This is a genomic window from Saccharomonospora azurea NA-128, assembly GCF_000231055.2.
Taxonomy (GTDB): Bacteria; Actinomycetota; Actinomycetes; order Mycobacteriales; family Pseudonocardiaceae; genus Saccharomonospora; species Saccharomonospora azurea.
The window spans coordinates 3,804,954-3,826,246 of record NZ_CM001466.1 but is presented as its reverse complement, the minus strand read 5'-3'; the positions used below and the strand labels follow the sequence as shown (position 1 = coordinate 3,826,246).

23 protein-coding genes are annotated in these 21,293 nt (G+C 70.0%); 13 read left to right on the top strand and 10 right to left on the bottom strand.

Translation table 11 applies throughout. From position 1 onward, the window contains the following. The first annotated feature begins 237 nt into the window (after positions 1-237). On the top strand, positions 238-1,188 hold the full coding sequence (locus tag SACAZDRAFT_RS17630) for a pseudouridine synthase (RefSeq protein WP_005443952.1): 951 nt from the start codon (positions 238-240) through the stop codon (positions 1,186-1,188). Between the two features lie 62 nt (positions 1,189-1,250). Here SACAZDRAFT_RS17630 and SACAZDRAFT_RS17625 read toward each other — a convergent pair whose 3' ends face one another. The 3 genes from SACAZDRAFT_RS17625 to SACAZDRAFT_RS17615 form a co-directional block, all read right to left on the bottom strand. Beyond that, complete coding sequence (locus SACAZDRAFT_RS17625; RefSeq protein WP_005443951.1) at positions 1,251-3,734, bottom strand: DNA gyrase/topoisomerase IV subunit A; 2,484 nt, start codon at positions 3,732-3,734, stop codon at positions 1,251-1,253. A gap of 26 nt (positions 3,735-3,760) precedes the next feature. Next, positions 3,761-5,818: a DNA gyrase/topoisomerase IV subunit B gene (locus SACAZDRAFT_RS17620; protein ID WP_005443950.1), complete on the bottom strand. Its 2,058-nt coding sequence runs from the start codon at positions 5,816-5,818 to the stop codon at positions 3,761-3,763. A gap of 145 nt (positions 5,819-5,963) precedes the next feature. Next, positions 5,964-7,016 (bottom strand): DNA polymerase IV, encoded by a 1,053-nt coding sequence (locus tag SACAZDRAFT_RS17615; RefSeq protein ID WP_198283947.1) that lies wholly within the window; start codon positions 7,014-7,016, stop codon positions 5,964-5,966. 140 nt (positions 7,017-7,156) lie between these two features. Here SACAZDRAFT_RS17615 and SACAZDRAFT_RS17610 point away from each other — a divergent pair, with 140 nt between their 5' ends. The 4 genes from SACAZDRAFT_RS17610 (at position 7,157) to SACAZDRAFT_RS17595 (ending at position 10,064) form a co-directional block, all read left to right on the top strand. Next, positions 7,157-7,576, top strand: a complete 420-nt coding sequence (locus tag SACAZDRAFT_RS17610; protein ID WP_005443948.1) for a CBS domain-containing protein — start codon at positions 7,157-7,159, stop codon at positions 7,574-7,576. A gap of 65 nt (positions 7,577-7,641) precedes the next feature. Further along, positions 7,642-8,562: a ribonuclease Z gene (locus SACAZDRAFT_RS17605; protein ID WP_005443947.1), complete on the top strand. Its 921-nt coding sequence runs from the start codon at positions 7,642-7,644 to the stop codon at positions 8,560-8,562. Positions 8,563-8,637: 75 nt separating this feature from the next. Further along, entirely contained in the window at positions 8,638-8,916 is a 279-nt protein-coding gene (locus SACAZDRAFT_RS17600) for a WhiB family transcriptional regulator (RefSeq protein WP_005443940.1), read from the top strand. A 431-nt stretch (positions 8,917-9,347) separates the two neighbouring features. Beyond that, positions 9,348-10,064, top strand: a complete 717-nt coding sequence (locus SACAZDRAFT_RS17595; RefSeq protein WP_040927804.1) for a class I SAM-dependent methyltransferase — start codon at positions 9,348-9,350, stop codon at positions 10,062-10,064. Positions 10,065-10,262: 198 nt separating this feature from the next. On the opposite strand, the gene SACAZDRAFT_RS23435 is transcribed toward SACAZDRAFT_RS17595, so the two are convergent. Genes SACAZDRAFT_RS23435 through SACAZDRAFT_RS17565 form a run of 7 tightly spaced genes read right to left on the bottom strand, consistent with a single transcriptional unit; the run spans position 10,263 to position 15,310 of the window. Beyond that, positions 10,263-10,421 carry a hypothetical protein gene (locus SACAZDRAFT_RS23435; RefSeq protein ID WP_005443936.1) on the bottom strand — a complete coding sequence of 53 codons (159 nt, stop codon included), beginning with the start codon at positions 10,419-10,421 and terminating at the stop codon, positions 10,263-10,265. Further along, positions 10,421-11,071 (bottom strand): DUF6084 family protein, encoded by a 651-nt coding sequence (locus SACAZDRAFT_RS17590; protein ID WP_005443935.1) that lies wholly within the window; start codon positions 11,069-11,071, stop codon positions 10,421-10,423. The genes SACAZDRAFT_RS23435 and SACAZDRAFT_RS17590 overlap by 1 nt, the downstream gene beginning before the upstream one ends. Continuing rightward, positions 11,068-11,214, bottom strand: coding sequence for a hypothetical protein (locus SACAZDRAFT_RS23890; RefSeq protein WP_005447496.1), 147 nt, complete (start codon positions 11,212-11,214; stop codon positions 11,068-11,070). Before SACAZDRAFT_RS23890 ends, SACAZDRAFT_RS17590 begins: the two co-directional genes overlap by 4 nt. Before the next feature lie 50 nt (positions 11,215-11,264). Continuing rightward, positions 11,265-11,927, bottom strand: a complete 663-nt coding sequence (locus SACAZDRAFT_RS17580; protein WP_005443933.1) for a DUF5947 family protein — start codon at positions 11,925-11,927, stop codon at positions 11,265-11,267. Then, positions 11,924-12,421: a hypothetical protein gene (locus SACAZDRAFT_RS17575; protein WP_005443932.1), complete on the bottom strand. Its 498-nt coding sequence runs from the start codon at positions 12,419-12,421 to the stop codon at positions 11,924-11,926. The genes SACAZDRAFT_RS17580 and SACAZDRAFT_RS17575 overlap by 4 nt, the downstream gene beginning before the upstream one ends. Positions 12,422-12,427: 6 nt before the next feature. Then, positions 12,428-14,230, bottom strand: a complete 1,803-nt coding sequence (locus tag SACAZDRAFT_RS17570) for a nickel-dependent hydrogenase large subunit (RefSeq protein ID WP_005443931.1) — start codon at positions 14,228-14,230, stop codon at positions 12,428-12,430. Positions 14,231-14,257: 27 nt separating this feature from the next. Beyond that, positions 14,258-15,310 (bottom strand): NADH-quinone oxidoreductase subunit B family protein, encoded by a 1,053-nt coding sequence (locus SACAZDRAFT_RS17565; protein ID WP_005443930.1) that lies wholly within the window; start codon positions 15,308-15,310, stop codon positions 14,258-14,260. Positions 15,311-15,553: 243 nt separating this feature from the next. Here SACAZDRAFT_RS17565 and SACAZDRAFT_RS17560 point away from each other — a divergent pair, with 243 nt between their 5' ends. From SACAZDRAFT_RS17560 to hypE, 8 genes are read left to right on the top strand one after another with little or no spacing between them, the layout of a single operon-like run. Continuing rightward, positions 15,554-16,174, top strand: coding sequence for a D-sedoheptulose-7-phosphate isomerase (locus SACAZDRAFT_RS17560; RefSeq protein ID WP_005443928.1), 621 nt, complete (start codon positions 15,554-15,556; stop codon positions 16,172-16,174). Further along, positions 16,171-16,395 carry a hydrogenase assembly protein HupF gene (locus SACAZDRAFT_RS17555; protein WP_005443927.1) on the top strand — a complete coding sequence of 75 codons (225 nt, stop codon included), beginning with the start codon at positions 16,171-16,173 and terminating at the stop codon, positions 16,393-16,395. The genes SACAZDRAFT_RS17560 and SACAZDRAFT_RS17555 overlap by 4 nt, the downstream gene beginning before the upstream one ends. After that, positions 16,392-17,048, top strand: coding sequence for a D-sedoheptulose-7-phosphate isomerase (locus SACAZDRAFT_RS17550; RefSeq protein WP_005443926.1), 657 nt, complete (start codon positions 16,392-16,394; stop codon positions 17,046-17,048). The genes SACAZDRAFT_RS17555 and SACAZDRAFT_RS17550 overlap by 4 nt, the downstream gene beginning before the upstream one ends. Continuing rightward, positions 17,045-18,310: a hypothetical protein gene (locus SACAZDRAFT_RS17545; RefSeq protein ID WP_005443923.1), complete on the top strand. Its 1,266-nt coding sequence runs from the start codon at positions 17,045-17,047 to the stop codon at positions 18,308-18,310. Before SACAZDRAFT_RS17550 ends, SACAZDRAFT_RS17545 begins: the two co-directional genes overlap by 4 nt. After that, positions 18,307-18,831 carry a hydrogenase maturation protease gene (locus tag SACAZDRAFT_RS17540; protein ID WP_005443921.1) on the top strand — a complete coding sequence of 175 codons (525 nt, stop codon included), beginning with the start codon at positions 18,307-18,309 and terminating at the stop codon, positions 18,829-18,831. The genes SACAZDRAFT_RS17545 and SACAZDRAFT_RS17540 overlap by 4 nt, the downstream gene beginning before the upstream one ends. Beyond that, complete coding sequence (locus SACAZDRAFT_RS17535; RefSeq protein ID WP_005443920.1) at positions 18,809-19,081, top strand: HypC/HybG/HupF family hydrogenase formation chaperone; 273 nt, start codon at positions 18,809-18,811, stop codon at positions 19,079-19,081. Before SACAZDRAFT_RS17540 ends, SACAZDRAFT_RS17535 begins: the two co-directional genes overlap by 23 nt. 11 nt (positions 19,082-19,092) lie before the next feature. After that, the gene (gene hypD, locus SACAZDRAFT_RS17530; protein ID WP_005443919.1) at positions 19,093-20,220 is read left to right on the top strand and encodes a hydrogenase formation protein HypD; all 1,128 of its coding nucleotides are present in this window, start codon (positions 19,093-19,095) and stop codon (positions 20,218-20,220) included. Beyond that, on the top strand, positions 20,217-21,293 hold the full coding sequence (gene hypE, locus SACAZDRAFT_RS17525; protein WP_005443918.1) for a hydrogenase expression/formation protein HypE: 1,077 nt from the start codon (positions 20,217-20,219) through the stop codon (positions 21,291-21,293). The genes hypD and hypE overlap by 4 nt, the downstream gene beginning before the upstream one ends.

The following is a 21,293-nucleotide window of genomic DNA, read 5'->3' as shown; positions in this document are numbered from 1 at the left end:
CGTGTCCGCACCTCCCGTACGCATGTCCGCGCTCCATGCACGCGTGTCCGCGCCTCCCGTACGCATGTTTGCGCCGTGCGACGCGAACATGCGTACGCAACCCGCGGACACGATGCCACGCCGTCACCCCGGCGTACGGGAAGTGCCAACACCCGTACGCAGAGCGCGGACACGGCGTCGCAAGGTGCGGACACGCGTGCGCCGGCTGGGCCGGGCGTCCCGCTACAGTGCGGGGCCATGAGACGTGTGCGGCGACCGCCCTCTCCCCTGCCGCAACGCGACGGCCTCGACGCCGCCCGCATCCGCCTTCCCGCGCGCGGGCCTTGGCCGACGGTGCGCGACTACCTCGTGGTCAAGCTCGACCGCCTGTCGCCCGAGCGGATCGACGAGATGCTGCGCGAACACCGGTTCGTCACACTCGACGGGCCGATCACGCCGGACACGGAGTTCCTGCCGAACACGCAGGTCTGGTTCCACCGTGAGCTCCCCGACGAGCCCCCGGTGCCGTTCGAGCTGGAGGTCGTGTACGCCGACGACGACCTGGTGGTGGCCGACAAACCGCACTTCCTCGCCACCACACCCCGCGGCAGCCACGTGCGGGAGACAGCGCTGGTCCGGCTCCGGCGCGATCTCGGCTTCCGCGACCTCGCGCCGGTGCACCGCCTCGACCGGGTCACCGCCGGGCTCCTGCTGTTCGTGACGCGCCGGGAGCTGCGCGCGCCGTACCAGCAGCTGTTCCAGAACCGTCTGGTCCGCAAGGAGTACGAGGCGGTGGCGCCCTACGACCCGGAGTTGGAGCTGCCGCGCACGGTACGCAGCCGCATCGTCAAGAAGCGCGGGGTGTGGACGGCCAAAGAGGTACCGGGTCCGCCGAACGCCGAAACGCGAGTGGAGCTCCTCGACCGTGCCAACGACGACAAGGACCTCGGCCGGTACCGGCTGTTACCCGTGACGGGCCGCACCCACCAGCTGCGGGTGCACATGAACAGCCTCGGCATCCCGATCCTGGGTGACACGCTGTACCCCGAGGTGCGCGAGACCGCCCCGGACGACTTCTCCCGGCCTCTGCAGCTGCTCGCCAGGGCGCTGGAGTTCGACGACCCCCTCACCGGACAGAGACGCCGGTTCGAGAGCCGCCGGGAACTGCTCGCAAGGCACGACCACGACGCCTGGCTCGCCTCGGGCTGAGCGACACCCGGGTTGCCCAGAACGTCCGCCCACGGGTCACCACGACCCGCGGGCGGACCTCGTCAGGGGCGTTCGATGTGGTGGCCGACCACGGCCGGAGCAGGCTGTGCGGTACCCGAGCCGTCGCGGCGCGGGTCCGGTTCGGGCAGTTCCGCGGCCTCGCCCCTCGCCGAGCAGCCGACGGGCCGGGACCCGACCCACGCCAGCACGAGTTCCGTCTCTCCCTTGAGGAACCGGTGCGCGCGCACCCCCGCGGTGGCCCGGCCCTTCGCCGGGTACTCGGCGAACGGGGTGACCTTCACGGTCTCGCCGGTCGCGGTCACGACCATGGGCTCGCCGTACTGGTTGTCGTCGGTGCGGACCGCCCCGAAGAACACCACCTGGGCGTCCTTGCTCAGCGTGATGCCCGCGACGCCCCCGCCTCGCAGGCCCTGCGGGCGGACGAGTGAGGCCTCGTACCGCAACAGCGACGCCTGCGACGTCACGAACGTCAGCGTCTCGGTGCCGTCCGTGAGCCACGTCGCGCCGACGACCTCGTCGTCGTCCTTGAGCGTGATGACGTCGAACTCGTCGGAGCGCACGGGCCAGTCGGGGGCACAGACCTTCACGATGCCCGCTCGCGTGCCCAGGGCCAGCCCGGGGCTGCCCTCGGCCTGCTCGCCGAGCGGCGCGAGGCCCACGACGCGTTCGTCCTTCTCCAGCGGGACCAGTTCCCGCACGGTCATCCCACCGCGCAACGACACCGTGCCGGACGACTGCGGCAGCACCGGCAGCGGCAGGACGTCGGTCTTGAACGCGCGCCCGCGGTTGGTCACCAGCAGCACCTGGCCGCGAGCGGTGGTGTGCACCATCGCCGCGATCGCGTCGTGGCGGGCCCGACCGCTGCGCCTGCGGCCCTCGACGGCCTCCTCCGACTCGGCCGCCGTCCTGGCCACCAGCCCGGTGGACGACAGGATCACCTGGCACGGGTCGTCAGCCACCTCCAGCGGGCCCGCGGGCTTCGACGCCTCCAGGACCTCCTTGAGGTCACCGTCGATGAGGGACGTGCGGCGCGGAGCGGAGAACTCCTTGGCCACCGCGGCCAGTTCCTTCGAGACGACCCGCTTCAGCACCTTCTCGTCGTCGAGGATGGCCGAGAGCTCGGCGATCTCCTCCCGAAGCCGCTCCTGCTCGGCCTCCAGTTCGATCTTGTCGTACTTGGTGAGCCTGCGCAGCGGTGTGTCGAGGATGTAGGCGGCCTGGATCTCCGAGAGCGTGAACCGCTTCATCAGGCCTTCCTTGGCGGCCTGCGCGTTCTCGCTGCCCCGGATCAGCTTGATCACCTTGTCGATGTCGAGCAGGGCGATCAGCAGGCCCTCGACGAGGTGCAGGCGCTCCTCGCGCTTGCGGCGCCGGTAGCGCGTGCGTCGGGTGACGACCTCGTACCGGTGGCGGAGGAAGACCTCCAGCAGTTCCTTCAGCCCCAGCGTGCGCGGTTGCCCGTCGACCAGCACCAGGTTGTTGATGCCGAACGACTGCTCCAGCGGGGTGAGGCGGTACAGGTCGGCGAGCAGCACCTGCGGGTTGACGCCGACCTTGCACTCGATGACGAGCTTGGTGCCGTTCTCGCGGTCGGTGAGGTCCTTCACGTCGGCGATGCCGGTGAGGCGCTTGGTCTTGTTGACCTCGTCGGTGATGCGCTCGATCACCTTCTCCGGCCCGACGCCGTAGGGCAGTTCGGTGACCGTGATGCCCTGCCTGCGGCTGCCCTCGATCGGCCCGGTGGTGACCTTCGCGCGCATCCGCACGACACCGCGGCCGGTCTCGTACGCCTTGCGCACCTGGTCCAGCCCGAGCAGCTGGCCGCCCGTGGGCAGGTCGGGACCGGGGACGAACTCCATCAGCTTGTCGAGCGAGGCGTTCGGGTGGTTGATCAGCCACCGGGCCGCGGCGACGACCTCGCCGAGGTTGTGCGGGATCATGTTGGTGGCCATGCCGACCGCGATGCCCGACGTGCCGTTGACCAGCAGGTTCGGGAAGGCCGCGGGCAGCACCGACGGCTCGGCGAGCGACCCGTCGTAGTTCGGCCGGAAGTCGACGGTCTCCTCACCGAGCTCGCCCACGAGCAGCATCGCCTCGGGCGACATGCGGGCCTCGGTGTACCGCGAGGCGGCTGGGCCGTCGTCCGGGCTTCCGAAGTTGCCGTGCCCGTCCACCAGCGGCACGTTCATGGAGAAGTCCTGCGCCAGCCGCACCATGGCGTCGTAGATCGCCGTGTCGCCGTGCGGGTGGTAGCGGCCCATCACGTCGCCCACCACGCGCGACGACTTCACGTACGCGTGGTTCGGCCGGTAGCCGTTCTCGTGCATCGAGAAGAGGATGCGGCGGTGCACCGGCTTGAGGCCGTCGCGCGCGTCGGGCAGTGCCCTGGAGTGGATCACCGAGTACGCGTACTCCAGGTAGGAGTCCTCGATCTCGGTCTTCACCGGGTTGTCGAAGACCCGCGCGCCCGCCTGATCGAAAGCGGAGGGGTCGACGCGGGTGGTCGGGTTCTTGCGCCGTGCCATGACTTAGTCGTCGCTTCCTGTCCTCGTCAGATGTCGATCGCGGCCTGGTTGACCCGCTCGGCCGAGGTGATGAGCCACTTGCGGCGGGGTTCGACCTTCTCGCCCATGAGCAGTTCGAGCGCGGCCTCGGCGGCGTCGGCGTCGTCCAGCGTGATGCGCCGCACCGACCGCGTGGCCGGGTTCATCGTGGTCTCCCACAGCTCCTCGGCGTCCATCTCGCCGAGGCCCTTGAACCGGGGCACCGGCTTGACGACGTGCTTGCCCGCCTGTTCCAGCTCGGAGACCTTCGCCTCCATCTCGCGCTCGGTGTAGGTGTAGAAGGTCTCCGGCTTGCGGCCCTTGGTGACGATCTTGTGCAGGGGCGGCATCGCCGCGTACAGCCGGCCCTCGGCGATCACCGGGCGCATGTACCGCGCGAAGAGCGTGATCAGCAGCGTCCGGATGTGGGAGCCGTCGACGTCGGCGTCGGCCATGAGGATCACGCGGCCGTAGCGCATGGCGGAGACGTCGAACGTGCGTCCCGTGCCCGCGCCCAGCACCTGCACGATCGAGGCGATCTCGGCGTTCTTGAGCGCCTCGCCGAGGTTGGCCTTCTGCACGTTGAGGATCTTGCCGCGCAGCGGGAGCAGCGCCTGGTACTCCGAGACCCGCGCCATCCGCGCGGAGCCCAGCGCGCTGTCGCCCTCCACGAGGAACAGCTCGCTGCGCGCGACGCCGGTGCTGCGGCAGTCCACGAGCTTGGGCGGCATGGCCGCGCCTTCGAGCGCGGTCTTGCGGCGGGCGGCGTCCTTCTGCTGCTTCTGGGTCAGCCGCACGCGCGAGGCGTCGACGATCTTCTGCAGGACGGTTTTGGCCTCGGTGCGGGTCTTGCGGTCGTCGGCCCACGCCTTGAGGTGCTTCTCGACGAGCCCCTGCACCACCTTGGTGATGCCCGCCGTGGACAGCTCGTCCTTGGTCTGCGACGTGAACTGCGGTTCGGGGATGCGCACGTGCACGACCGCGGTGAGCCCCTCGCACACGTCGTCGAGGATGGGCGGCTCCTCCTTGGCCTTGAGCAGGCCGCGGGTCCGCGAGATCGCGTCGTGCACCGCGCGCACGAGTCCGCGCTCGAATCCCTTCCGGTGCGTTCCACCGTGGACGTTGCGGATGGTGTTGGTGAAGCACTCGACGGTGCGTTCGTAGCCCGTTCCCCACCGGAGCGCGACCTCGACCTCGGCCCGCCGTTCCACATTGGACTGCATGACGCCGTTGGCGTCGGCGGCGTTCTCCTTGTAGGTGCCTTCGCCGACGATGAACTGCGTGCCGCACACGGCACGGTCGCCGGCGGGCGCGAGGAACTCGACCATGTCGGCCAGGCCGTTGGGGTAGTGGAAGGTCTCCTCGTTGATCGCCGAGTCGGTGGCGGTACGGAGCACGTACGTGACACCGGGCACGAGGAACGCGGTGTGGCGCAACTTCGTGCGCACGAGCTCCAGATCGAGCGCCGCGCCCTTCTCGAAGTAGCGGGCGTCGTACCAGTAGCGGATGATCGTGCCCGTCGACTCGCCGCGCTTCATCTTCCGCACGAGCCGCAGGCCCGACTGCCGCGTGAACTTCGCCTTCGGCCCCGGGCCGTCGAAGACGCCGGGCACCCCGCGGGAGAAGGACATTTCGTGGACCTTGCCGCCGCGCTTCACCGTGACGTCGAACCGCAGCGACAGCGCGTTGACGGCCGAGGCGCCCACACCGTGCAGACCGCCGGACGCCTTGTATCCCGAACCGCCGAACTTGCCGCCCGCGTGCAGCCGGGTGAGCACCAGCTCGACGCCGCTCAGCCCGGACTTGCCGTGGACGTCGGTCGGGATGCCGCGCCCGTCGTCGGCGACCTCGACACTGCCGTCGGCGTGCAGCGTGACCACGACCTTCGAGGCGTGCCCCGCGACGCCCTCGTCGGTGGAGTTGTCGACGATCTCGGTGAAGAGATGGTTGACCCCGCGACTGTCGGTGGACCCGATGTACATGCCGGGCCGCTTGCGCACCGCTTCGAGACCTTCGAGGTGCGTGAGGTCGTCGGCCCCGTAGAGGTTCTCAGCAGAGGCAGTCACGTGGTCGCTCTCCCAGGTCGTGATACGCGGAAATCGTGACGGGCGCGTCGAACGGTTTCGGTCAACTGTTCGAGTGCCGCATCAGCGTAGTGCAGCGTAACGACAGCGGTGACGCGCGTGTGGTGCAACGCCGGTGTGTTCGGTGTCATTCCTGCCCGGACTCGCGGACGAACTCCGCACGCACTCCGAGCAGCCGCACCGGACGGTCCACCGTGAAGCGTCCGAACACGTCGTCGGCCGCGCGCGCCAGCACCGTGACGTCGCTCGTCGGCGCGGGCAGGGTGACGCTGCGTGTCTGGGTAATGAACGGTGCGAAGCGGACTTTCACGGCGACGCGCGCGGCGGGTCGCCCGTCCTCGGCGACGTCGTCGGCCACGCGTTCCACCAGGCGCCCGAGCTGCGCCCGCAACTCCTCGGGATCGTCGATGTTGCGCTGGAACGTCGTCTCGCGGCTGCGCGACTTCGGCACGTACGGCGTCGCCGTGACGTCCCGGTCGCCCAACCCGTGCGCGAGCGCCCGGAAGTACGGGCCGAGCGTGGGGCCGAGCTCCGCGGCCAGCCGGTCGGGATCGGCCGCGGCCAGTTCCGCAACGGTGGTGATGCCGAGGTCGGCGAGTCTGCGGCGCGTCTTCGAGCCCACTCCCCACAGGGCGTCGGTGGGCCGGTGCGCCATCACCTCCCACCAGTTCTGCCTGGTCAGGCGGTACACGCCGCCCGGCTTGGCGAACCCGGTGGCGAGCTTGGCGGTGTGCTTGTTGTCGCCGATCCCCACGGCGCACGACAGTCCCGTGCGGTCGGCCACGGCCCGCCGGACGGCCCCCGCGAGGGCTTCGGGGTCCTCGGCCACCGGGCCGGACACCCCGAGGAACGCCTCGTCCCACCCCGCCACCTCGACCACCACGGGAAACTCCCGCAGCACCGCCATGACCCGCTCCGACACCTCCTCGTACGCGGGAGGGTCGGACGCGACGAAGACGGCGTCGGGGCAGCGGCGCGCGGCGGTGCGCAGCGGCATCCCCGAATGCACCCCGAACTCCCTGGCCTCGTAGGACGCGGTCGCCACGACCCCGCGCCGAGTCGGATCGCCGGCCCCGCCGACGACCACCGGCTTGCCCCGCAGTTCGGGATGGCGGGCTATCTCGACCGCCGCGATGAACTGGTCGAGATCCACGTGCAGCACCCAGTCCGGAGTGGACACGCACAGCAGTATGCGCTCCACGCCGCCGATCGGCCACGTCGTGCCGAACGAGGAGGAGTAGAACGGGCGCACATCGGTTACCCGGCCGGGGGACGAACGAAAGGCCGACGACGACGAGCAGACGTGAAGGAAGGAGCCCCATGGCACAGCTGGTCCGGGAGCTGATGACCCCCCAGCCGGTCGCCTTGCCCGGCGACACCCCCGTGCGCGACGCCGCCCGCAGAATGCGCGACGACGACATCGGCAACGTCCTGGTGTCCGACGGCGAGAACGTCCGCGGCATCGTGACCGACCGCGACCTGGTCGTTCGCGGACTCGCCGACCACGACGACGCGGCGACGATGCGACTGCGGGAACTCTGCAGTGAACAACTGATCACGGCACGTCCCGACGACGACGCGAGCGACGTCGTCGCCAGGATGCGCGAGCACGCGGTGCGACGGGTTCCGGTCGTGGACCGGGGCACGCCCGTCGGCATGTTCTCGATCGGTGACGCGGCGATGGAGCGCGACCCCGACTCCGCCCTCGGCGAGATCTCCTCGGCACGGGGCAACCGCTGACAGGAGAGGTCCACGACACCTGAATTCGAGTGCGGCCGGCGTGCCGCCGGTCGTACCGTCGTCGCGTGTCGACTCGCGAACTGATCGTGCTGGGTACCGGGAGCCAGGTGCCGTCCCGGGCCCGCAACCACAACGGGTACCTGCTGCGCTGGGACTCCCTGGGCCTGCTGTTCGATCCGGGCGAGGGAACACAGCGTCAGCTGACGTTCGCCGGGGTGCCCGCGAGTGCGGTGACGCGGATCTGCCTGACGCACTTCCACGGTGACCACTGCCTCGGACTCCCGGGCGTCGTGCAGCGGCTGTCGCTGGACGGCGTCGCGCGAGTGCACGCGCACTACCCGGCGTCCGGCCAGGAGCACTTCGAGCGGTTGCGGCACGCGAGTGTGTTCCACGAGACCACGGAGCTCGTGGAGGAGCCCGTGACCGGCGACGGCGTCGTGGCGCGCGGCGAGTTCGGCGAGCTGTCCGCCCTCCGGCTCGACCATCCCGTCGAGGCGTTCGGGTACCGGCTCGTCGAACCCGACCGGCGCACCATGGTGCCGCGCCTGCTGCGATGCCACGGGATCCACGGCCCGGACGTCGGTGCGCTGCTGCGGTCGGGGTCGATCACCGTGGGCGGACGCACCGTGGCCGTCGAGGACGTGAGCGTCCTCCGCACCGGACAGCGGTTCGCGTTCGTGATGGACACACGGTTGTGCGACAACGTGTTCGCACTCGCCCAGGACGCCGACCTACTCGTGATCGAAGCCACGTTCCTCGACGAGGAGGCGGAGCTGGCGCACCGGTACGGACATCTGACAGCGCGTCAGGCGGCGCGCGTCGCGCGGGAAAGCGGCGTCCGCACACTCGTGCTGACGCACTTCTCGCAACGCTATTCGACGATGACCCGATTTCACGACCAAGCGGCACAGGAGTTCGACGGCGACATCGTGGTCGCACATGACCTGGATCGCATTCCTGTACCACGGAGACCGCGTCCGGAATAGCCCGCCCGAAGCGGCGCGTTGTCTCCACCGGTTTGCCGACGAGAGCAACCATCTACGAAAGGAGGCGGCGCACCGATGGCGAATGAGGAATGGTGGCACAGTGCCGCCTGCCGCGACGAAGATCCCGAACTGTTCTTCCCCGTATCGAACATGGGGCCGGGCGCCCAGCAGACCGCCCGGGCGAAAGCGGTGTGCGCACGGTGCCCCGTTCGCGCCGAGTGCCTGAGCTACGCGCTGGACAACGGCCTGGACCACGGCATTTTCGGCGGGCTCACCGAACACGAACGGCGCGATCTCGTCCGGCGGGAGCGCCGGGACGACCGAGTCCGGAACAGCCCGCCCGAAGCGGCGTGACGCTGTGAGTCACGTCATCCCACACGTGGAACAACGGTACGGCGCCCCGTGTTGAACCGGATGTCGGTACGCATTGGCAGTCCCCGGGCCCCAACACATATGCCTTCGCGGAATACCGTTCGGCTGGAGCCGCGTCGCGCCTTTTCGCCGAGAGGCGACGCATGCGTACCGACGTTTTCTCCTCCAGACACGCCCCCGCCTTCGGGCTGGGGCGTGTCTGCTTTTTTGTGGTCCTTCCCCGCGGGCGGCCGGGCTCGACCCGCCACCGCGTGGTGTGACCACGGTACGGCCCTAGTACATTACGGTCGGGACACAGCCGGATAACGGACAAACTCGACCGGAGCACGGGAGGGCACGTGCCGACAGAACAGTCCCGCAGTCACCCTGACGACAGCCCCCACAGCGACGGCACCCCGCGACTCGGCGACTCGGTGCCGGACGAGACGACGTCGGCCTTCCAGGCCGCGACGGGCCGCGATCTGGAGACCGACAGCGGAAAGCCGCGGTACCTGGAGTACCAGCGCGAACTCATCCGCCCGCACTGCGGGCGCACCGTCCTGGAGGTGGGTGCGGGGCTGGGCGAGTTCGCGTCCGGCTTCACCGGCTTCGACCGCTACGTCGTCACCGACGTCGACTCCGGCGCGGTGCGGAAGCTGAAAGAACGCTTCCACGACCGCTCCGAGGTCGAGGTCCAGCAGTTCGACATCGACGGCGGCACCACACTGGCCCAGCCGGTGGAGACGCTGGTGGCGATCAACGTGCTCGAACACATCGAGGACGACATCGGGGCCCTGCGCCAGCTCGCGGAGTCGCTGACCCCGCGCGGCAACATCGTGCTGTTCGTGCCCGGTTATCAGCAGCTGTACGGCGAGTTCGACCGCAAGGTCGGCCACTTCCGCCGGTACACGCCCACGACCGTCGCCGCCACCGCGCGGGAAGCCGGTCTCGTCGTGGAGACCTCCAAGCCGGTGAACTTCCTCGGCGCCTTCGCGTGGTGGGCCGCCGTGCGCAAGGGCGGCACCACGGCGCCCAACCCGCGGCTGGTCTCGATCTACGACCGCTTCGTGGTGCCGGTCACCAGGGCCATCGAGAAGACGCTCCCCGTCCCGTTCGGCCAGTCGGTGCTCTGCGTCGCCCGCAAACCCTGACGCCCCGAACACCGTGTCCGCGAGTCACGCACGCGTGTCCGCAGTTCTCGCACGCGTGTCCGCAGCGCACACACGCGTCTCCGCAGTTCTCGTACGCACGTCGGCGGGCTCGGTCGTCGGACGCCGTACGGGAACTGCGAACATCCGTACGGGAGGGGCAAACATCCGTACGCAGGGCGCGGACACGGTGTCAGGGGCTTACATCGCCCTGGTCTTGGCGTAACGCACCAGGGCGGGGGCCTCCCGCGCCAGCACGCCCAGCACGACGGCGCCGGCCAGGCCCGCCGCCACCCGCAGCACGAGGGAACCCACCCGAGGGCCCGCCTGCCGCCGCTTCCTCACCACGTCGACCACCATCACGTCCTCCCGGCCTGTTCCAACAGCGCTTCGATCGCTTCCTGCGGCGAGCCGTACGCGTGGCGCACGCGGTAGTCGTGCAGCCGCTCGTACACCGCCTCCTCGACGCGCAGCCACCGGTGCCGGCCGAAGTACGTCCGGCGCACCTCCTGCCAGCACGCGAGCGGTAACCGGTACTTCACCTCGCTGTCCCAGGGCAGCCGCGTCACGGCGAGCCCACCACCGCTGTCGTGGAACACCGTGCCGCTGAAGTGCAACCGCAGCGGCACGTCGCCGTCCGACAGCGCGGAGAGGTAGCTCACCGACGCCAGCTCCACGTCCTGCCCGCACGGCACGGGCACGTCCACGTCGGTGTGTCCGGTGAAGCCGGCCACGTGCAGCACGGGCCGCGCCCACACCAGTTCGCCCACGCTGGCCGCCCACTGCTCCGGCATGCCGAAGACGCCGCGGAGCCGGGTGCGTTCCTCGGCGGTGTAGTCGCGCAGGGCCGCCGCGATGCGGACGGACACCGCGAGCGTCAGCGACCGCACGGGCCGGTCGCAACTCACCCGAAGGCGGAGCCGCAGCGCGGGCACCGCCTCCACCGGTGCGACGTCCACCCCGGTGACCGCCCACGACAGCACGGGTGTCGACAGCGTCGTGTCCGTCATGGCGGCGACAGGTTCGGCATGCCGGGCAGGATGGGATCGCGCGCGCCGGCGCGGATGCCGGTGGACCGCGCGGCGGTCGAGCGCCCGTTCGGCAGGTGGCCGGGCTGTTTGGCGTAGTTGCCCTTGCTGTTGCCCTGCTTCACGCCACGCGTGTGTGAGGGCAGGTCGACCCTCACGTCGGGCTTGCCGAGCCTCAGGCTGGAGCGGCGTCGCCCCGTAACTCGGCGAAGAAACGATCGATCTCGTGCCATACCTCGTCACCTCCTGTCATTCCGGTCCAGCTGTGACGTACCCGCGCGGTGAGCCGATAGCACTCGTCGATGCCGACGAGCCAGTGTTCCCGCGCGTCGCGGTGCACGAGCAGTGCCGTCACCTCGGGGTGGAGGCGCTCCACCGCGGGCTGCTGCCGCGCGAGGCGCTCCCACGCCTCGGGTTCCACCGCGGTGCCCACCACGCCGAGCGGGCTCGGGTAGTACGCGGTCACCTCGCCGAGCGGCGCGTCACCCTCGTGGCGGACGAAGAACGCCAGCCGCACGGGGACACCGAGTGCGGACCACGCGACGTCGTCCAGCGGGTCCGGCCCGAGCCGTTGTCGCAGTTCCGGCACCGCCCGGTAGCGGTCGCCGCCCGTGCGGCCCGCCACGGTCGCGCGGTCGAAGAGCAACGCGCACGCCCGGCAGGCGCACGCCAGCTCCCGGGCGGGCAGTTCCACGAGGTGCCGGTGCACGTCGGGCAGGACCTCGCTGCACAGCTCGCAGCGGTGCGAGGGCGGGCGGGGTTCCTCCCCCGACGCGGCGGCCCGGGCCAGCGCCCGCAGCCGGTCGGTCGGCAGTGTCCTGTTCGTCGCCGTGCTCATCGCGCCCGCACCGCCGTGAGCGGAACGAACGCGGGTTCGCTCCGGTGCCGCACCACCACGTCCGCCACCTCGGGGGCGACGGCGTACACGGTGCCCTGCACGGTCTCGGCGCTCTCCTGGGCGTTCCCGCCCCGCGCGGCGCCGTCGATCGACACCGTGGCCGTGCCGTCGGTGTAGTCGGTGAGCTCCGCGACGAGGTGAGGCGCCAGGTCGGCGAGCGCGCGCCGGATGCGCGTCTCGGGGTCGTGCGGGTGCAGGTCGTGCACGAGGAGGAGGTGCCCGACGAGCTCGTCACCGGCCAGGGCGTCGGGCAACGTCGGTGCGGTGTCGGCGGCGAGAGCGAGGGTGCGGTTCAACGCCTCGCCGTACACGTCGACGAGCGCGCGCACCACGTCCAGTGCGCCTGTGTCGTCCCGAGCTTCCAGCTCGGCCAGGCCCGCGTCGAGCTCCGTGAGCGCGCGGCGCACCCGCTCGATGTCCCACGTCGCGGTCATCGGCGGTCACTGCCCCGGGTGCGCGGCGCCGAAGGTGGGCGAGGCGACCTTCTTGAGGACCTGCCCCTCGCCGAGGTACATGTGCACGCCGCACGGCAGGCAGGGGTCGAAGCTGCGCACCGTGCGCATGATGTCGATGCCCTTGAAGTTCTCCCGGCCGTTCTCCTCGAAGATCGGGGTGCCCTGCACCGCGTCCTCGTAGGGCCCCGGGGTGCCGTGGACGTCGCGCGGGCTCGCGTTCCACGGTGTCGGCGGGTAGGGGTGGTAGTTGGCGATCTTGCCGTCCTTGATCACCATGTGGTGCGACAGCACGCCGCGCACGGCCTCGTGGAATCCGACGCCAATGGCCTCGTCGGGCACGTCGAAGTTCTCGAACACCTTCGTGTTGCCGGAGCGAACCTCCTGCAGTGCCCGCTCGACGAAGTGCAGCGCCATGCCCGCGGCGTAGGCGACGAAGTACATGCGCGCCCGGTTGCGTTCGAGCGTGTTGGCGTACTTCGGGGGCCGCCACTCCAGGCGCAGCTCGGAGGTCTGCGGGGTGGCGGGCAGGTCGATGCGCACGGCACCGCCGGTGGCCTTCACGTAGGGCGTGTCCACCAGGCCGTTCAACGCCGTCGACCACAGCCTCGCGAGCGGGCCGCCGCCGGTGTCGAGGGCCAGGTGTTCCTGACTCGCCGGGTCGAACCAGCGGGGGCTCATCACCCAGCTGTAGTTGCCGTTCTCCAGGTCGCGGGCCTGCGGCACGGGCAGCGTGGTCTGGTTCCAGGGATGCCGCTGGTCGACGGGGTTGCCGAGCGGGTCCCGCGTCACGAAGGTCTGTTCGTTCGCCCAGTCGTCGTAGTAGGAGCTGCCGAGCAGGATGCGCATGCCGAGGTTGATGTCGACAAGGTTGTTGGTGAGCAGCTCGCCGTCCACCACGATGCCGGGCGAGACGTACATGTCGCGCCCCCAGCTCGCCATGTTCTCGTAGCGGTAGTCCACCGAGTACGGGTCCTGGAAGCAGCCCCAGCAGCCGAGCATGATCCGCCGGCGACCGACCTCCTCGTAGCCCGGCAACGCGTCGTAGAAGAAGTCGAACACGTCGTCGTTCATGGCCACCGCGTGCTTGACGAAGTCGAGGCAGCGCAGCAGACGCGACAGGTAGTCGGTGAACACCTGCGGCGTCGCCACGGTCCCCACCCCGCCGGGGTACAGCGTCGACGGGTGCACGTGCCGGCCTTCCATGAGGCAGCACATCTCGCGGGTGATGCGGCTGATCTCCAGGGCGCGCTTGTAGACCTCGCCCTCGAACGGGTTGAACGCCCGCATGATGTCGGCGATGCTCCGGTAGCCGTGCACCGCGCCCCGGGGCGCCTCGGTCGTCTCAGCCCGCTTGAGCAGGCCCGGGTTGGTCTCGGCGACCATGCGTTCGCAGAAGTCGACGAAGACCATGTTGTCCTGGAAGATCGTGTGGTCGAACATGAACTCGGCCGCCTCGCCGAGGTTGATGATGAGGTCGGCCAGCGGTGGCGGTTTGACGCCGTATGCCATGTTCTGGGCGTAGATCGAGCACACGGCGTGGTTGTCACCGCAGATGCCGCAGATGCGGCTGGTGATGAAGTGCGAGTCGCGAGGGTCCTTGCCCTTCATGAACACGCTGTAGCCGCGGAACAGCGACGAGGTGCTGCGGCACTCGACCACCTCGTTGTTGGTGAAGTCCACCTTCGTGTAGATGCCGAGGTTGCCGATGATCCGCGTGATCGGATCGAAGTTGACCTCGACCAGCTCCCGCTGTGTCGTGGTGTGGACCTCGCGCTGTGTCTGGGACATGGGTGAGTCGCTCCTGCTGGCGGGTGGTCAGGCTCGGGGGTAACGGGGCTGGTAGCCGGTGGTGAGCTTGTCGCCGGGATGGCGCCACTTCGGCTCGGTGTTCGCGCTCTTGTTCGTGATGCTGCGCAGGGTGCGCACGAGCGGGCCGTACACGCGCAGCATCGCCGAGGACAGCGAGCCGCCGGGTGGTTCGTCCATGAAGGGCATGAACTTGTCGGGGAAGCCGGGCATGGTGCAGCCGATGCACACGCCGCCGACGTTCGGGCAGCCGCCGACGCCGTCCATCCAGCCGCGCTTGGTGACGTTGCAGTTGACGACCGGGCCCCAACAGCCGATCTTGACCTGGCACTTCGGCGAGTTGTAGTCGTGGGCGAAGTCGGCCTGCTCGTAGTAGGCCGCGCGATCGCAGCCCTCGTGCACGGTCTTGCCGAACAGCCACTGCGGGCGCAGCTGGTCGTCCAACGGGATGGTCGGCGCGAGGCCCGCCGCCTGGTGGAGCACCCAGAGCAGGGTCTCCATGAAGTTGTCCGGCTGCACCGGGCAGCCCGGAACGTTGATCACCGGGAGACCACCGGCCGACCGGAAGTCCTCACCGAGGTAGTCGACGAGCCCCATGCAGCCGGTCGGGTTTCCCGCCATCGCGTGAATGCCGCCGTAGGTGGCGCAGGTCCCGATCGCGACGACGGCCCACGCTTTCGGGGCGAGTTCGTCGAGCCACCGGTTGAGTGTCTTGGGCTGCCCGGTCTCCGGGTCGTTGCCCATCGCGGTCCAGAAGCCGTCCTCGGCGTGGATGTTCTCGTTGGGGATGGACCCCTCCACGACGAGGATGAACGGCGCGTCGAGCTCGTCGTTCGCGGCCTGGAAGAACGGTTGGAGGAAGTCGTCGCCGGTCTCGTAGGCGAGCACCTTGTTGTGCAGGTGCACCTTGGGGATGCCGGGCACGGCCTGGAGCACCACGTCCTCGATGCTCGGCAGTGACGCGGCGGTGACGGACACGGTGTCGCCGTCGCAGCTCATACCCTCCGAGGTCCACAGGATGTGCACCTCGTCGACGCCGGTGGCGCTGGCCTGTGTGGTCATGGGTCCACAGTGCGCGCGAGGAGCCGAGATCGCACGGCTCGTCTCCCGTCCGGAGTGGACAGGTTTGGGACGTTCCGAAGTGGGGTAGCAAGACGAGTTTTGCCTTGCACAGCAAGACATTCAGGCGTGGAACATCGATTTGTGCTGCCTGTGCGCGAATCGTAACGTCAGGTCATCCCCCGGTCCGGGAAGCAGCCCGCTCGGACCGTCCACAGTGATCGAAAGCGAAAGTCGGGACGACCATTGACCGACCGTCATCCCCTCGCCGTCCGCGTCGACGAGGCGCTGGAGCGCCGCAGGGACCCGCTGGACACGTTGTTGACCGAAGCCGAGCCGGTGGCTCGCGCCTGCCACGCGATGGCCGCGCGGTTCCATCGCGGCGGCACGCTCGTCGTGTTCGGCAACGGCGGCGGCTCGACCGATGCGCAGCACATCTCCGTGGAGTTCGTGCATCCCGTGATCGTGGGCAAGCGCGCGCTGCCCGCGCTGTCGTTGACCGCCGACATCGCGACCATGACCGGGATCGCCGCGCGGGTGGGGTTCGACGAGGTGTTCGCCCACCAGCTGCGGCACCTCGCCGGGGCCGACGACATCGCGCTCGGGCTGTCCGTGGACGGCGACTGCGCCAACGTGGTGCGGGGCTTCGAGCAGGCGCGTGAGCTCGGCATGCTCACCGTCGCGCTGGTGGGCGGCGACGGCGGCGCGGTGGCCGAAAGCGAGGCGGTCGACCACGTGCTGCGCGCCGACTCCCACGATCCCCGGGTCGTCAAGGAGGTGCACGTGACGATGTACCACGTCCTGTGGGAGCTGGTGCACGTGTTCCTCGAACACCCGGGTGTGCTGACGCGAAAGGCCGCGTCATGACCGGAGACGACCAGCTCGCCTGCACCGACGAGGTCTGCGTGACCTGCTCCGACACCGCCGTCGTGGTGCGCCTGCTGCGGCTGCTCGGCGACGACCTCGCCCTCGTGGACACGGGGGCGGGCCACGAGGAGGTCAGCGTCGCGCTCGTGGACCCCGCGTGCCTGCGCCCGGGCGCCGCCCTGCTGGTGCACGCCAAAGAAGCGATCGGAGTGCCCCGATGACCGATGCGATGAGCTCGCTGTACCCGTTCCTCTACGACACCGCCGACGACGGGACGACGTCCGTCGACGCCGTGCTCGCCGAGGTGCGCCGCTCGACCGAGGACAAGGCGCGGGAGATCATGGAACTGCGTCGGCGGGTGCACCGCGAGCAGGGTGAGAAGCTCGCTGCCTGCGGCGCGGCGATGGCCGAGCGGTTCGGCCGCGGCGGGCGGTTGTTCGCCTTCGGCAACGGCGGCAGTTCCACCGACGCCGCCGACCTCACGACCCAGTTCCTCGACCCGCCGCCGGGGACTCCGCCCCTGCCGGCGTTCGCCCTCACCGCCGAGGCGGCCGTGGTCACGGCGTTGAGCAACGACGTGGGCTTCGACCTGGTGTTCTCCCGGCAGCTGGCCGCGTTCGGCCGCCCCGGCGATCTGGCCGTGGGCCTGTCCACCAGCGGCAACTCGACGAACCTGCTCGCCGCGTTCGACGAGGCCCACCGGATCGGGATGCTCACGGTCGGCATCACGGGCGGCGGCGGAGGCCGGATGGCCGAACTCGACTCGATCGACTTCCTCTTCGAGGTGCCGTCGGCGTCCGTGCACCGCGTGCAGGAAGCCCAGACGACGATCTACCACGTGCTCGCCGAACTCGCGGCGGACGGTGCGCGATGACCGACGGAGCAGCGCTGGAAGGGGTCAAGGCGGTCGCGGACGCCGTGCTCTACGAGGGCTACGTCCTCTACCCGTACCGGGCGAGCGCGCAGAAGAACCACGTCCGCTGGCAGTTCGGGGTGCTGGTGCCGCCGTCGTACGCGGCGACGGGCACGGGCGAGCACACCGCGTGCCGGACCGAGTGCCTCGCCGAGGTGGAGCTCGACGCGGAGCTGCACATCCGGGTCCGGTTCCTCCAGGCCCAGCGGCGCACCGTGGAGATCGAGCGGGACGACGTCCCCGGCGGGTACCGGGAGGTCGACGCGCTGATCGTCGGCGAGGACGAGATCCTGCCCTGGGACGAAGCGGTGGAGTTCGAGCACGAGGTCACGGTGCCGGTTCGCCGCCTGCTGGAGTCCGAACAGTACCTGCCGGTGGTCGTGCGCGGCGGTGAGTCGATCACCGCGGTGGACGGCGGTCGGGTGGTGCGCCGCAAGCAGCCCCTGATGGCCGAGCTGCGGTGCCGCGCCGAACGTCTCCCGGGCCTGGTGCGCCTGCACGTCACGGTGGCCAACACGGCGACCGTCGACTGCACGCACCACACGCGCGACGAGGCACTGCGGCACTCGCTCATCGCGGCCCACACCATGCTCACCCTGCGGGGCGGCCGGTTCCTGTCGCTGTTCGACCCGCCCGACTGGGCGACGGAGTACGCGAAGGGCTGCGTCAACGAGCACACCTGGCCGGTGCTGATGGGGCCGGTCGGCAGCGACGACGTGATGCTGTCGTCGCCGATCATCCTGTACGACCACCCGAAGGTCGATCCGGCGAGCACCGGCGACTTCTTCGACGCGTGCGAGATCGACGAGATGCTGACCCTGCGCACGCTCACCATGACCGACGAGGAGAAGCGCGAGGCCCGCGCCACCGACGAACGCGCCCGCCGCATCGTCGACCGCGTCGAGAACCTCCCCCACCAGCCACGGCAGTCGATGCACGGCCGGGTCCGCGTCGTGCGCGTGGGCGACACGGAGATCGGCACGGGCAGCAAGGTGGTGCTGCGCCCGCACAACAGCAACCGCCGCATCACGGACGCCCAGGACATGTTCGTCGACGGCCGCGTGGCCACCGTGCGCAGTGTGCTGGAGGACGTCGACGGCACCTGCTTCCTCGCGGTGACCGTGGACGGAGACCCGGCCGAGGAATGGCAGCTCGCGCAGGGCCGGTTCCGCTACTTCACCACCGCCGAGGTCGAGCCCTATCGCGGGGAGGTGCGGCCGTGACGAGCAGGGTGCTCATCGCCGGCATCGGCAACGTGTTCCACGGCGACGACGGATTCGGGGTCGAGGTGGTCTCGCGTCTGTCCACCCGCGACCTGCCGCCCGAGGCCGTCGTCGCCGACTACGGCATCCGGGGCGTGCACCTGGCGTACGAGCTGCTCGACGGCGCGTACGAGACCACGATCTTCGTCGACGCCATGAAGCGGGGCGAGGCCCCGGGCACGGTCTACGTGCTCGACGCCGACCCCGCGACCTCGGTTCCCGGCGCCGCACACAGCGACGAGGGGCCGGTGCTCGACGCCCACGGCATGCACCCGGCGGCCGTGCTCGCCCTGCTGCGCAGGCTCGGGGGAACGCCGGGCCGGATCTACGTCGTGGGCTGCGAACCACTCACCCTCGAGGAGGGCATGGGGTTGAGCGAACCGGTGGCCGCGGCCGTGGACGAGGCGGCGCGGCGCGTACGGGAACTCGTCAGCGACGCACTGGAAAGGGGTGGCGTCGATGTGTCTCGGCATTCCCGGTGAGATCGTCGAGATCCTGCCGGACCGACCCGATCTCGCGAGGGTCCACGTCAGCGGCGTCCGCAGGGCGATCAACATCGGCCTGCTCACCGACGACCCGCCCGTTCCGGGTGACTGGGTCCTCATCCACGTCGGGTTCGCACTGTCCAAGATCGACGAACAGGAGGCCGCGGCCGTGCTGCGGTACCTGGAGGAGCTCGGCAGTGCCTACACCGACGAGATGGACGCACTGAGCCAATCGATGATCGAGTGAAGGCGGCGACGATGCGCTTTGTCGACGAGTACCGCGACTCCGACACGGCCCGGGCCCTGGCGACGAGGATCGCCGGGCTGTGCGAACCGGGCCGCGAGTACAAGTTCATGGAGGTGTGCGGCGGGCACACCCACACCATCTACAAGCACGGGATCGCCGACTACCTGCCGGAGCAGGTGTCGCTCGTGCACGGGCCCGGCTGCCCGGTGTGCGTGATCCCGATGGGTCGCGTCGACGACGCCATCCACATCGCGAGCCTGCCCGACGTCATCATGACGTCGTTCGGGGACATGATGCGGGTGCCGGGGTCGAACGGCACGTTCTTCGACTCCAACTCCGAGGGCACCGACATCCGCATGGTGTACTCGCCGCTGGACTCGCTGCGCATCGCCAAGCAGAACCCCGACAAGCAGGTGGTGTTCATGGCGATCGGCTTCGAGACCACCGCGCCGTCCACCGCCATGACGTTGCTGCGCGCCGAGCGGGAGGGCATCGAGAACTTCTCGGTGTTCTGCAACCACGTCACGATCATTCCCGGCATCAAGGCGATCCTGGACTCCCCCGACCTGCGGCTCGACGGCTTCCTCGGGCCGGGCCACGTCTCCACGGTGATCGGCTGCCGCCCGTACGAGTTCATCCCCCGCGACTACGGCAAACCGCTGGTGGTGGCCGGGTTCGAGCCGCTCGACATCCTGCAGTCGGTGCACTACCTGCTCCGGCAGCTGCGGGAGGGCCGGTGCGAGGTGGAGAACCAGTACGCCCGCGTGGTGCCGTGGCAGGGCAATCCCGTGGCGCTCGACGCCATCGCCCGCACGATGCGACTGCGGCCCTACTTCGAGTGGCGCGGCCTGGGCTTCATCTCGCACTCCGCGCTGCAACTGCGCGACGAGTACGCGCACTTCGACGCCGAGCGGCGCTTCACCCTGCCCGGGGTGCGGGTCGCCGACCCGAAGTCGTGCCAGTGCGGCGAGGTGCTCAAGGGCGTGCTGAAGCCGTGGGAGTGCAAGGTCTTCGGCACCGCGTGCACCCCGGAGACGCCCATCGGCACCTGCATGGTGTCGCCGGAGGGCGCGTGCGCCGCCTACTACAACTTCGGCCGGTTCACCCGGCAGCGCGTGAAGGAGGCGAGCACCGTATGAGCCGCGCGCGCACCGAGGACGACGTCCTGGAACGCATCGAGCGGGCGCGGCGCCGCAAGCCGCGAGTGCGGGAGGAACGCATCACAGCCGCACACGGCGCGGGCGGCAAGGCGACCCAGACGCTGATCGAGGCGGTGTTCGTCGAGGCGTTCCGCAACGCGCTGCTCGAACCGCTGGGTGACGCCGCCGACCTCGTGCTCGACGGGACCCGGTTGGCCATGACCACCGACTCGTACGTCGTGTCGCCGCTGTTCTTCCCCGGCGGCAACATCGGCGACCTCGCCGTCAACGGCACCGTCAACGACCTCGCCGTGGCCGGTGCGATCCCGGCGTACCTGTCGTGCGGGTTCATCCTGGAGGAAGGCTTCCCGATCGAGGACCTGCGGCGCATCGTGGCCTCGATGCGGGAGTGCGCCGAGGCCGTGGGCGTGGCACTCGTGACCGGCGACACGAAGGTCGTCGGCCGGGGCAGCGGAGACGGCTGCTACGTCAACACGACGGGAATCGGACTGCTGCCCACGGATCGTGCTCTGGGCATCCACACCGCGCGGCCCGGCGACGCGATCGTCGTCTCGGGTCCGGTGGGCGAACACGGCGTCACCGTGATGCTGGCCCGCGGCGAACTGGAGCTGGAGGCCGACCTCGTCTCCGACACCGCGCCGCTGGCCGACCTGTGTGCCCGGCTGCTCGCCGTGCCCGGGGTGCGGGCCATGCGGGACGCGACTCGGGGCGGGGTTGCGACCGTGCTGAACGAGATCGCCCGGGCGGCCGACGTGTCCGTGGTCGTGAACGAGGACGCCGTACCGGTGCGTGACGAGGTCCGCGGTGCGTGCGAGCTGCTGGGTATCGACCCGCTCTACGTCGCCTGCGAGGGCCGGTTCGTCGCGGTCGTCGACGGCGCGTACGCCGACGAGGCGCTGGCCGCGCTCCAAGGTCATCCGCAGGGCGCCGAGGCCGCCGTCATCGGCAGGGTCGGCCCCGACCCGGCGGGCACCGTGCTGCTCAACACCGCCTTCGGTGGCACGCGGATCGCCGACCTCCTCGTCGGTGACCCGCTGCCGCGCATCTGCTGA